Consider the following 11881-nt stretch of genomic DNA (forward strand, 5'->3'; position numbering starts at 1 on the left):
GGTCGTGGGCGTGCAGTATCCAGCCGAGCCGTGGCACATGCGGGGCTCTCTCGTGATGTCCGTGTTCAGGGTGCCGCACGAGCTGGTACCGCAGGCCCACCTGCCCGAGGGTGCACGAGTGATCACGTTGGCGGGCAACGCTTTCGTGGCCGTGGCGTTCGTGTCGTACGAGCCGGGCAGCGAGCTCATCTACGAGGAACTGCTCGTGGCGACCCCGGTGTGGGACCAGGGCCGGATGGCCGTGTCGGTGCCGCAGATCTGGGTCGACAGCGAGGCGTCGAAGCAGGGCGGTCGCGAACTCTGGGCCATCCCGAAGCAGCTCGCCCGGTTCGGCGAGGGCTCGTCGATCGCGGCCGTGGCGGTGACCGGTGGCGTGCCGCTGCCCGGCGCCTGGTCGACGGCGGGCTGGACCGCGCAGCGCCTGGACGGCCGCGACGTGCGCACCAGGATGCGCCTGTCCGGGCGGTACCGGCTGGTGCGGGCAGCGTGGCTGTTCCCGGTCGGCGGGCCGCTCGGCTACCTCACCGGCCGCACGCCGCTGGTCAGCTTCGCGACGCGGGACATGCGGCTCACCTTCGGTCAGTAGCCCCGACGTACTGGACGCTGTTGAGCACGTGCCGCGCCCACGCCCGGTCGGCGGGGAAGCGGTGGACGATCCGCACGGACAGCATGGTGCCGGGACGGACCACGTGCGCGTGGAACACCTGTTCCTCGTGGCCGTCGATGACCTCGCTGAGCCAGAACGCGTGCCGCAGCTCGTCGCCGCTGTGCTCGACGGAGTGCTCGGCGCTCGCCGGGTAGCCCTCCAGCACCGCGCCGAGGAAGTCGCTCACGCTGCCGCCCGAGCGGTCGGCGTAGATGTCGAGGCTCACCCGCCGGCCGGGGCTCGTGAAGTGCACCGTGCGGTTCTCGAGCGTCCAGCGCATGCCCGCGGTCCGCTCGATGGTCCAGACCTCGCCGAGCGTCTCCCGGACGGGGATCGGCAACGGCTGTCGGATGCGGCTCAGCACCTCGTCGCGGTCCCATTCCCGGTCCAGCAACGGGTGCGACGTGTAGTACGGCAGCTCGTCGGCGTTGAGGACCGCGGCTTCGACCGGGGTGCCGAGCAAGTCCCACGGCGCGATGAAGTTCGCGAACCTGCCGGACAGGTGCAGGTTCTTGTATTCGCTGTCGTTGTCCCACACGGCATGGGCGTACATCGCGTCGACTTTGCTGATCTGCATCCACGCGCCGTACACCAGCTCTGTTCCCCCGGTCAGCCGAACCGGGAGCAGGCAACGGATGTAGGAGTCGCCGTCCGGTCCGACGAGCAGTCCACCGGTCGGCGCACCGAGTCGCTCGGCGGGCACGCCGATCAGCTGCTCCGGGCGGTTCAACCGGTAGTCGATGCGGCCCGTAGAGGTGATCTCGGCTCCGCAGCATCCGCATTGGACGGTCATGCGGGAATGCTAGAGGTCCTCCGCGTCAAGGAGTCGTGAACGCACCAGAAACCGGATTCCAAGCGGGGCCTCCAGGGAGAAACCGCTGCCACGCCCAGGAACCACGTCGATCGTCAGGTGCGTGTGGCTCCAGTACTCGAACTGCGCCGCGGACATCCACACGGGAACGACGAACTCCTCGACCGCGAGATCACCGAGGTGGACGTCGGACTCCCCGGTGCGGAACTCCCCAGCGGGGTAGCACATCGGCGCGGAGCCGTCGCAGCAGCCGCCGGACTGGTGGAACATCAGCTCGCCGTGCGAAGCCCGGAGGCGGCGGAGCACAGCCGCCGCCTCTCGCGTCACCGCTACGCGGGGCATCAGAAGAAGCCCAGGGCGTTCTGGGAGTAGCTGACGAGCAGGTTCTTGGTCTGCTGGTAGTGATCGAGCATCACGCGGTGGTTCTCGCGGCCGATACCGGACTGCTTGTAGCCGCCGAACGCCGCGTGCGCCGGGTAGGCGTGGTAGTTGTTCACCCACACGCGGCCCGCCTGGATGTCGCGGCCCGCGCGGTAGGCGACGGAGCCGTCGCGGGACCAGACGCCGGCGCCGAGGCCGTAGAGGGTGTCGTTGGCGGTCTTCATGGCGTCGTCGTAGTCGGAGAACGACGTCACGGCGACGACCGGGCCGAAGATCTCCTCCTGGAAGATCCTCATCTTGTTGTCGCCCTCGAAGATCGTCGGCGTCACGTAGTAGCCGCCGGACAGCTCGCCGCCGAGGTCCGCGCGCTCGCCACCGGTGAGGACGCGGGCGCCCTCCTGCTTGCCGATGTCGATGTACGACAGGATCTTCTCCAGCTGGTCGTTGGACGCCTGCGCGCCGATCATCGTGTCGGTGTCGAGGGGGTGGCCCTGCTTGATGGCGCGGGTTCGTTCCACGGCGTCACCGAGGAACTGGTCGTACATCGAGCTCTGGAGCAACGCGCGCGATGGGCACGTGCATACCTCGCCCTGGTTCAGCGCGAACATCGTGAAGCCCTCGAGCGCCTTGTCGTAGAAGGCATCCCGCTGCGCGGCCACGTCGGAGAAGAACACGTTCGGCGACTTGCCGCCGAGCTCCAGCGTGACCGGGATGATGTTCTCGCTGGCGTACTGCATGATCAACCGGCCGGTGGTCGTCTCGCCGGTGAACGCCACCTTCGCCACGCGGCGAGAGGACGCCAGCGGTTTGCCCGCCTCGACGCCGAAGCCGTTGACCACGTTCACGACGCCCGGCGGCAGCAGGTCGGCGATCAGTTCCATCAGCACGTGGATCGACGCCGGCGTCTGCTCGGCGGGCTTCAGCACGACCGCGTTGCCCGCGGCCAGCGCCGGTGCGAGCTTCCACACTGCCATCAGCAGCGGGAAGTTCCACGGGATGATCTGGCCGACGACGCCGAGCGGCTCCTGGAAGTGGTACGCCACCAGGTCTTCGTCGATCTGCGAGATGCCGCCCTCCTGGGCGCGGATCACGCCCGCGAAGTAGCGGAAGTGGTCGACGGCGAGCGGCAGGTCCGCGGCGAGCGTCTCGCGGATCGCCTTGCCGTTCTCCCACGTCTCGGCGACCGCGAGCGCCTCGAGGTTGGCCTCGACGCGGTCGGCGATCTTGTTCAGCACGTTGGCGCGGTCGGCGGGGGAGGTCTTGCCCCACGCGCGGGCGGCGCCGTGGGCCGCGTCGAGCGCGCGTTCGACGTCCTCCGCGGTGCCGCGGGCGATCTCGGTGAACTCCTCGCCGGTGACCGGGGTGGGGTTGGCGAAGTACTCGCCCTTGGCGGGCGGCACGTACTCGCCTCCGATGAAGTGGTCGTACCGGTCGCGGTACGTCACCACGCTGCCGGGCTGTCCCGGAGCCGCGAATTTCGCCATGGGTCTCGCCTCCCGCATCGTTGCGAACTGGAGGCGACGCTAGGCAGTGCAACGTTTCACCAACGTTGCATCCGAAAGGAGTAACGCGAGGCGCCAGAAGGACCGTCATCCTGAACTGGTGACGGACGTCGGCGAAGCAACGCGGCCGGTGATCGCCGAGTCGTGGCGGCGGTCCCTCGCGGCGCGCGTCGACCCCGACCGGCACGAGGCGCCGGTCGTCTACGCGCCGGACGAGATCGCCGACCTGCGCGGCACCCATCCGCTCGCGTCCGCCGTGCCGCTGCTCGAGCACACCCTGTCGATGGACGACACGATCATGATCGTCACGGACACACGCGGGCACATCCTGTGGTGCGAGGGCGACAACGGCGTGCGGCACAAGGCCGAACGCGTCCACCTCACCGAAGGGTCGCGCTGGAGCGAGGACGCCATCGGCACCAATGCGATGGGCACGGCTCTTGCCACCGGCAGGCCCGTCACCGTGCACTCCCGCGAACACCTCGTGCGGACGTACCACGGCTGGACGTGCGCGGCCAGCCCGATCCGCGACCCCCACAGCGGGCTGCTGCTGGGCGTGGTCGACGTCAGCGGGCCGCTCAAGACCATGCACCCGGCCGTCGCGCAGCTCGTGTCCGCGGCCGCCCGGCTCGCCGAGCACCACCTGCGCCAGCACCTGGTGCCGCGCGGGCACGTGCTGACGCTGAACTTCCTCGGCGGGCTGCACGCGGACCTCGACGGGCGGCCGCTGATGCTGACGTTGCGGAACGCGGAGGTGCTGACGGCGCTCGCACTGCACCCCAAGGGACTCACCGCTGAACAACTCGCATTGCTGCTCTATGGTGAACGTGGGAACCCGACCACGATCCGCGCTGAGCTGCACAGGTTGCGCGCTCAGCTCGGAGGTGTGCTGCTGACCAGGCCGTACCGGCTGGATGCTGTCGTCCACGGCGACTTCCTGGACGTTCGCACGGCGCTGAGGTCAGGCGACGCGCGACAGGCCACCCGGCGCTACAGCGGCGAGCTGCTGCCCCGTTCGGACGCGCCGGTCGTGCGCGAGGAGCGGATGGACCTCGCCGCCGCGGTGCGCAGGGGTGTGCTGGACAGGGGAGACGTCGACGCCTTGCTGTCGTTCGCAGACTGCACTGCCACGGCGGAGGACGCCGAGGTGCTCGAACGGCTGCGCCTGATGCTTCCGGCCACCGATCCCCGTCACGCTCTCGTTTCCTCGCGCCTGCGAAGGGCGTTGGAATAGGCTTCCCTGCGGGGGAGGACGAAGTGAAGCAGTGCATCAACTGCATGACCCGGTTGTCGCGCAAAGAGGCCACCGAGGTCGCGTGGTGCGCCTTGTGCGCGCCCTGCCTGCAGGTCGTGTCGGACCAGATGAAGCTGGTGCACGACCGGCCCGGCGGCGCCGACGTGCAGATCTACCAGTGCGGCTGGTGCGGTGTCGCGCGCTCGTGCGGCGTCGGCTGGCGCACGCGGTGCCTGGTGTGCCTGGACGACAGGTCCGTGCCCGACCCGGCCGTGCAGAAGATCGCGCGCCGGCTCGAGCTCGACGGAACCTGGCGGGAGAACTCGGAGTTCATCGCCGCCACGACCGTGAAGATCCGGCTCGCGAAGTACTTCCAGCAGGGCTGGACCGTGCTCGCGACGGACGTGCACGGGCTGCCGTGGACCGGGTTCCGGTGGCTGACGAAGTCGCACGGGACGTGGGGGCGCAACGCCGAGACGGGTGAGGTCGTGCGGCTCCGGCACTCCCGCGGCGAGGAGAACCTGCTCTACCTGGTGCGGTACGGGAAAGTGCTCAAGTTCGGGCGCGGCAACGCCGAACGCGTCGGTGGGCACGTGGAGCTGGGCGCGGTCCCGGTGCTCGTGCTGACGGCGCCGAGGCAGGACGTCACCGTCGCCCGCGACCGCCTGAAGCGCTTGCACCGCACGGAGATGGTGTCGCAGCGCACGCCGGTGGACCTGTTCGCGGTGCTGCCGGACGGGGTCGACGTCACCGATCGCCATTCGCGCAGCTGAGTGCCGCCCGGCTGGGTACCCCACCGCGGTGGACGAGATCGTCGTGGTGGGACAGATAGCGCGTGACCTGGTCCTCGTCGTCGACGAGGTGCCGGGGCCCGGCGGTGCGGCACCGGTCCGCGAGCGCCGCGAGATGCTCGGCGGCAAGGGCGCGAACATCGCGGTCGGCCTGGCCCAGCTGGGCGCGCCGGTGCGGCTCGTGGGTGTGGTCGGGGACGACGACGTCGGTGAGCGGCTGATCGCGCGGGCGGCCGCGGACGGGATCGAGACCTCGTCCGTCGTGCGGCGGCGGGACTGCGCGACCGGGTTGATCGTGAACGTGGTGGCCGACGGGTGGCGCTACCTCGAAGACCTCCCGGACGGGGTACTGCTGAGGGAGACGGACATCGACGCGGACGTGGTCGCGGGCGCCGGGGCCGTCGTCCTGCAGCTGCAGCAACCGCCCGAGGTGGCGCTGAAGGCGGCACGGGCGGCGCGGGGACGGGTCGTTCTCGACGGGTCCCCGGAACGGCTGCGAGACGAACTGCTGGCGTGCGCGGACGTCGTCCGGGCCGATCACCAGGAGGCCGAGCTGCTGTCCGGCCGGAAGATCACGGGTGCGGACGACGCTGTGCGCGCGGCGCGTGAGGTGATGGGACACGGCCCTCGGTTCGTGGCGGTCGCCGTGGACGGTGTGGGCAACGTGTTCGTCTGGGACTCCGGTGACCTCGTGGTGCCGCTGGGGGACGTCGAGGTCGTCGACACGACCGGCGGCGGCGACGCGTTCGTGGCGGCGCTGACCTTCGCGCTCGGCCGTGGCGACGCCCCGGCGGAGGCCGCGCGGCTCGCCGTGAAGGCCTCGGGGGACACCGTGACGCGCCCCGGCGGACGGCCTGACCTCACCGGGTTGTGATCAGGCGCGTTATCGTTGTTGCGTCCGATGAGGGGAGGTCAGGGGTGCGAGTGCTCGCTGTCGTGCTGCTCCTGCTGTTCTCGGCCGTCCCCGCGCACGCCGCCACGGGCACGTACCTGCGCATCGGACACTTCTCGATGGACCAGGCCCGAGTGGACGTCACACTCGATGGGGTGAAGCTCGGCACCCTCGACTACTCCCAGCTGTACGAGTACCGCCGGGTAGAGCCGGGCGACCACGTCGTCGAGTTCCGCGCGGATCCCGGCTCACCGGTGCTGCGGTCGGTGCTCGTGCAGGCGGGCGCGGGCAAGGCGTACACGGTCGTCGACATCGCCTCGGCGATGAAGGTGCTGGAGGACGACGTCAGCCTGCCGCCCAACGGGCAGGCGCGCCTGCGCGTCCTCAACGCCGGTGACGCCGAAATGGACCTCCTGCGCGGCAGCGTGTTCGTGCACCGCAACGTCAAGGCGAACTCCACGACCGGCTACGCGGTGATGCTGCCCGGCTCGGACGCGCTGCAGGTCCTGCCGCGCGGCAAGGACTCGACGCGACTGGAGGTGACGCTCGAGTCCGGCGCGGTGTACACGCTGCTGGTGAGCGCGCGCCGCATCGAGCTGCGCACCGACGCCAAGGGCGCCGAGGTCGTGCCCGGCGGCGGCCAGGAGACGGGCTTCGGCGGCATGGCCGGTGGGTGGGACCCGATCACCGCGCTGGTCATCGCGCTCATCGTGGGCATCGCGATGTTCTCGGTACGCGGCAGGCTCTTCCGGTTCGGCTGATGAGCAAGGGCAAGCTCGTGATGGCCGCCGCCATCGTGGTCGCGTTGATCTACATCGTGAAGGATCCCGGCGCGGAGAAGGCGCCTGAGCCGGTGACCGTGCGGATCCCGTCGATCGGCGTCGAGACCTCCCTGGAAGCGCTGAAGGTCGACTCCGCCGGGGTGCTGGAGCCGCCGACCCGCGCGGACAAGGCGGGCTGGTACGCCAAGGGGGTCGCGCCAGGCGACGCCGGGCCCGCCGTGATCGCGGGCCACGTCGACTCGAAGACCGGGCCCGGCGTGTTCTTCCGGCTGCCCGAGCTGCGGCCCGGCGCCGAGGTGCTGGTCAAGCGCAAGGACGGCAGCGAGCTCACGTTCGTCGTGAACCACACGTACTCGACGGAGAAGACCGCGTTCCCGACCGCCGTCGTCTACGGGCCGACCCCGTTGTCCGAGCTGCGCCTGGTGACGTGCGGCGGCGACTTCGACCGTGTAGCCGGTAGCTACCGCAACAACGTCATCGTGGAAGCGGTGCTGAAGGTCTGAGGCGAAATTCCGGCGACCGGTCCTCGGCCCGGCTGATCCGGTTACGCTGCTCCAACTGCCGCCATCCACGTTGACGCGGCAGGAGCAGTGCAAGTGTCTCGTATGGCGAAAGTCCTTGCCACGCTGGCCCTTCTGGGCGGCCTGACCCCGGTGGCGCAGGCGGCACCGGCGTGCTGGCAGGAGTTCTGCGGCAAGTACCCACCCGCACCACAGCCGGGGCAGTGGTCGTCCGCCCACGTCTCCTACGGCACGAACGGCAAGCTGAAGTACGCCTCCGACAAGGACGGCAACCGCGTGCCGGACTTCAGCTACGTCGGCTACCACTACGGCGAGAAGCCGCTGCCGGTCGTGCCGGACGTGGTCACGATCAGTCCCGTCGCCGGTGACAACACGGCGCACCTCCAGCAGGCGATCGACCAGGTCGGCGCCCGCACGCCCGACGCCAACGGGCACCGCGGCGCGGTGCGGCTCGCGGCCGGGCGGTACGAGATCCGGGGCACCGTGCGGATCAGGCACAGCGGCGTGGTGCTGCGCGGATCCGGTGACACCACAACGCTGTTCGGCCGCGGCGACACTCCGCACCAGCGCACGGTCGTCGTGCTCGGCAGCGACGCGAAAACGCCGTGGACGACCGGGGCGAGCGTCGAGGTGACGACGCCGTTCGTGCAGGTCGGGTCGCTGAGCCTGGAGGTCGCGAACGCCGCGGAGTTCAAGGTGGGGCAGGAGGTCGTCGTGAGGCACCCGTCGTCGCAGAAGTGGATCGACGCGGTCGGCGGTGGCGGTGTGGTGCAGGACGCCAAGTGGACGCCGGGGTCGATGGACCTGCACTGGGTGCGCCGGATCAGGGCGATCGACGGACGCAGGCTCACGTTCGACGCGCCGATCTACAACCACCTGGACAGGTCGCTGACGGTGTCCGCGGTCGCGCCGGTGACCGCGCGGAACCTCGTCAGCGAGTCCGGTGTGGAGAGTCTGCGGGTCGACGTCGAGACCAAGGGTGGCGAGGACGAGAACCACGCGTGGAACGCGATCGGCGTGTTCGGCGCGGACAACAGCTGGGTGCGGGGCGTGAAGACCCGCTACTTCGGCTACGCGGGTGTCGTCACCGAACGGTCGGTGCGCATCACCGTGAAGGACGCGCGGGCCACGGACCCGGTCGCGATCCGCACCGGCGGCCGCATGTACAACTTCGCCGCGAACACCGATTCGCACCTGATCCTGTTCACCGGCCTGCACGCGGCCAAGGCGCGGCACGCGTTCGTCAGCAACGGCGCCAACACGACGGCGGGCGTGGTGTGGCATCGGGCCACTGTGGACGGTGGGGACGCCGAGGCGCACCGGCGGTGGAGCCAGGGACTGCTGTTCGACAACATCCGCGAGGTCGGCAGCGGCGGCAACCAGGCCAAGCTGATCAACCGCGGCGACTACGGCACCTCGCACGGCTGGGGAGCCGCGCACTCGGTGGTGTGGGACTACAACAAGGAGATGGTCGTCCAGAAGCCGCCGACCGCGCAGAACTACGCCGTGTCCAACGAGGGCACGCGGCGGTCGCAGCCGTACTTCCCGGGGCCGTGGGGCAGCATCGAGATCAAGACCGGGCCGCTGGTGCCGGAATCGCTGTACGAGGCGCAGGTCGTCGACCGGCTCGCTGTGGCACACGACTAGATGATGATTCCTGGACCTTAAGTGCTCGTAGGCGATCAGTGAGCGCTTGACGGGTGCGTCGATGACCCAGTTGTGCCAGATCGCGGCGGCGAGGGCGAGCATGCGCTGGGCGACGCGGGCGAGCGCGCCGTGCGGGGTGCGTGCGCCGTGTTGTTCCAGGGAGAGTTGTCGTTCGGCGGTGTTGATGATCGATTCGATGCGTTGCCGGATCATCGACCGGTTGCCGTGACGGCGTTTCTCATCGCGGCGGCCTCCAGCGTCTCAGGGCCGCCTGCCGCTCAAGATCCAAACGGAGTCAGTCGTCTAGTAGAGCGTCGCGGCTTGGTTGTGCTCCGTTGAGTCGGGCTGGGGGCTGGGCGGTCTGGTGCTCATCACCGAAAGCCGGATGGTCGCGCTCTCATGCACGTCGCTGCCGAGTTGGCGGTAGAGAAATGCTGACGCAAACGTTTGCTGATCATCCCAACTGCTGCCAACCGTGCAGTTAGCAGCCATGAGAGCGCGATCTTCATGATCGCTAGTGGGATTCGCGGCTGACGTCGCTGCCGCTGGAGCCGACCAGGAAGTCCAGGTCGGCTCCGGTGTCGGCGCCCTGCACGTGGTCGATGTAGAGCCGTTCCCAGCCGCGTTTCGGTGCCGCGAACGCCTCCGTCATCGCGGCGCTGGGGGTCCGGGAGAGGAAGTCCGGCGCCTCGACGTCGATCCGCCGGTTCTCCACGTCCAGCACGATGACGTCGCCGGTGCGGACCAGGCCGAGCGGTCCACCGGCCGCCGCTTCCGGTGCCACGTGCAGCACGACCGTGCCGTACGCGGTGCCGCTCATGCGCCCGTCGCAGATGCGGACCATGTCGCGCACGCCCTGCTCCAGCACCTTCTTGGGCAGCGGCATGTTCGACACCTCCGGCATGCCCGGATACCCGCGCGGGCCGCAGCCGCGCAGCACCAGCACCGAGTCGGCGTCCACGTCGAGGTCCGGGTCGTCGATGCGGGCGTGGAAGTCCTCGATGCTGTCGAACACCACGGCCTTTCCGCGGTGCCGCAACAGGTTCGGTGACGCGGCCGCCGGTTTGACCAACGCACCCAGCGGGGCGAGGTTGCCGCGCAGCACGGCGATCCCGCCCTCCGCGATGATGGGTTCGGAGCGGCTGCGGATCACCTCCGGGTCCCAGATCGGGGCGTCGTCGAGGTAGTCGACGAGCGGCTGCCCGGTGACCGTCAGTGCGGTCGGGTCCAGCAGGTCGCGGACTTCCCGCAGCACGGCCGGCAGCCCGCCCGCGCGGTGGAAGTCCTCCATCAGGAACCGGCCGGCGGGCTGGAGGTCCACCAGCAGCGGCACACCGGAGCCGATGCGGTCGAAGTCGTCGAGCGTCAGGTCGACACCCAGGCGCCCGGCGATGGCGAGCAGGTGCACCACGGCGTTGGTCGAACCGCCGATCGCGGCCAGCGCCACGATCGCGTTGTGGAAGTTGGCCTTCGTCATGAACGTGCTGGGGCGCCGGTCCTTCGCCACCAGCTCGACGGCCAGGCGGCCGGTGCCGTGCGAGGCCTCCAGCAGCCGGCTGTCCGGCGCGGGAGTGCCCGCCACGCCGGGGACGACGGTGCCGAGCGCCTCGGCGACGAGAGCCATCGTCGAGGCGGTGCCCATGGTGTTGCAGTGGCCGCGGCTGCGGATCATCGCGGACTCGGAGCGGGTGAACGCCTCCTGCGACAACGTCCCGGCGCGGACTTCCTCCGACAGCCGCCAGACGTCCGTGCCGCAGCCCAGCGGCACACCGCGGAACGTGCCGGTCAGCATCGGCCCGCCGGGCACCACGACCGCCGGGATGTCGACGGACGCGGCGGCCATCAGCAGGGCGGGAATCGTCTTGTCGCAGCCGCCGAGCAGCACCACGCCGTCGACGGGGTTGGCGCGCAGCATCTCCTCGGCCGCCATCGCCGCCATGTTGCGCCACAGCATCGCGGTCGGGCGGACGTTGGTCTCACCCAGCGACACCACGGGCAGGTTGAGGGGGATGCCGCCCGCCTCGTGCACGCCGTTCGACACCGACGCGGCGACCTCGTCGAGGTGCGCGTTGCACGGGGTGAGGTCGGAGGCGGTGTTGGCGATCGCGATCTGCGGTCTGCTGAAGGCGTCGTCCGGGGTGCCGCGGCGCATCCAGGCTCGGTGGATGTAGGCGTTGCGGTCGTCTCCCGCGTACCACTGCTCGCTGCGTAGCCCCACTGCGCCTCCTAGCGGTCCTCCTCGACCATATAGGGACTTCCGTGCCTGTGGACGATCTTCCAGTCGCCGTTCTCGCGGCGGAAGACCGTGGTGACGCGCAACGCGTACGTGGACACGCTGCCGTCGGCCTGGACCACCGACGACCGTTCGATCGCGCAGGCGTAGCCGAGGTCGCCGGACGTCTCCGCGGCCACGATCTCGACCTCGCCCGCCCTGCTGCCGCGCCACGACCCGGCGAGCAGGTCGAAGGTGCGTTCCAGCTCGGCCCAGCCGGTGCCGGTGTACATGGCGCCGTACAGGGTGAGCGGTTCGGTGTGCGACCACATCTGCTTGCGCGGCCCGGAGTCGCCGTCGTGCATGGTGCGGATGTCGCGTTCGAGCAGCGGCAGCACGTCGTCCTGGTAGCTCATCGCTGGCGGCCCTTCCGTGCGGCGGGTCCGGACAGCATGACTCTCC

Annotated in this window: 12 protein-coding genes and 1 pseudogene; 7 read left to right on the forward strand and 6 right to left on the reverse strand. The window is 70.0% G+C overall.

The window, feature by feature from the left end:
* The first annotated feature begins 10 nt into the window (after positions 1-10).
* Positions 11-586, forward strand: coding sequence for an acetoacetate decarboxylase family protein (locus tag JOD27_RS06010; protein ID WP_204761042.1), 576 nt, complete (start codon positions 11-13; stop codon positions 584-586).
* On the opposite strand, the gene JOD27_RS06015 is transcribed toward JOD27_RS06010, so the two are convergent.
* From JOD27_RS06015 to adh, 3 genes are read right to left on the reverse strand one after another with little or no spacing between them, the layout of a single operon-like run.
* Entirely contained in the window at positions 570-1439 is an 870-nt protein-coding gene (locus tag JOD27_RS06015; RefSeq protein WP_204761043.1) for a DUF2199 domain-containing protein, read from the reverse strand. The genes JOD27_RS06010 and JOD27_RS06015 overlap by 17 nt on opposite strands.
* A 9-nt stretch (positions 1440-1448) precedes the next feature.
* Positions 1449-1799 (reverse strand): DUF779 domain-containing protein, encoded by a 351-nt coding sequence (locus JOD27_RS06020; protein WP_204761044.1) that lies wholly within the window; start codon positions 1797-1799, stop codon positions 1449-1451.
* A complete protein-coding gene (adh, locus tag JOD27_RS06025) occupies positions 1799-3322 on the reverse strand; it encodes an aldehyde dehydrogenase (protein ID WP_204761045.1) in 1524 nt (507 codons plus the stop codon). The genes JOD27_RS06020 and adh overlap by 1 nt, the downstream gene beginning before the upstream one ends.
* Before the next feature lie 118 nt (positions 3323-3440).
* Here adh and JOD27_RS06030 point away from each other — a divergent pair, with 118 nt between their 5' ends.
* The 6 genes from JOD27_RS06030 (at position 3441) to JOD27_RS06055 (ending at position 9207) form a co-directional block, all read left to right on the forward strand.
* A complete protein-coding gene (locus JOD27_RS06030) occupies positions 3441-4574 on the forward strand; it encodes a GAF domain-containing protein (RefSeq protein WP_307829923.1) in 1134 nt (377 codons plus the stop codon).
* Positions 4575-4597: 23 nt separating this feature from the next.
* A complete protein-coding gene (locus JOD27_RS06035; RefSeq protein WP_204761047.1) occupies positions 4598-5347 on the forward strand; it encodes a hypothetical protein in 750 nt (249 codons plus the stop codon).
* Positions 5348-5375: 28 nt separating this feature from the next.
* Complete coding sequence (locus JOD27_RS06040) at positions 5376-6239, forward strand: PfkB family carbohydrate kinase (RefSeq protein WP_204761048.1); 864 nt, start codon at positions 5376-5378, stop codon at positions 6237-6239.
* Between the two features lie 44 nt (positions 6240-6283).
* Positions 6284-7018 (forward strand): DUF4397 domain-containing protein, encoded by a 735-nt coding sequence (locus JOD27_RS06045; RefSeq protein ID WP_204761049.1) that lies wholly within the window; start codon positions 6284-6286, stop codon positions 7016-7018.
* On the forward strand, positions 7018-7542 hold the full coding sequence (locus JOD27_RS06050) for a class F sortase (protein WP_239566336.1): 525 nt from the start codon (positions 7018-7020) through the stop codon (positions 7540-7542). Before JOD27_RS06045 ends, JOD27_RS06050 begins: the two co-directional genes overlap by 1 nt.
* 102 nt (positions 7543-7644) lie before the next feature.
* Entirely contained in the window at positions 7645-9207 is a 1563-nt protein-coding gene (locus JOD27_RS06055; RefSeq protein WP_204761050.1) for a hypothetical protein, read from the forward strand.
* A 21-nt stretch (positions 9208-9228) separates the two neighbouring features.
* Here JOD27_RS06055 and JOD27_RS44585 read toward each other — a convergent pair.
* The 3 genes and pseudogenes from JOD27_RS44585 to JOD27_RS06065 all read right to left on the reverse strand — a co-directional run.
* Positions 9229-9456 (reverse strand): annotated as a pseudogene (locus tag JOD27_RS44585) (IS982 family transposase); the annotation flags it as partial.
* A 265-nt stretch (positions 9457-9721) separates the two neighbouring features.
* On the reverse strand, positions 9722-11425 hold the full coding sequence (locus JOD27_RS06060; protein ID WP_204761051.1) for a dihydroxy-acid dehydratase: 1704 nt from the start codon (positions 11423-11425) through the stop codon (positions 9722-9724).
* A gap of 8 nt (positions 11426-11433) precedes the next feature.
* Positions 11434-11835: a YybH family protein gene (locus tag JOD27_RS06065; protein ID WP_204761052.1), complete on the reverse strand. Its 402-nt coding sequence runs from the start codon at positions 11833-11835 to the stop codon at positions 11434-11436.
* Between the last annotated feature and the right edge of the window lie 46 nt (positions 11836-11881).

The organism is Lentzea nigeriaca, from assembly GCF_016907955.1.
GTDB classification, from domain to species: domain Bacteria; phylum Actinomycetota; class Actinomycetes; order Mycobacteriales; family Pseudonocardiaceae; genus Lentzea; species Lentzea nigeriaca.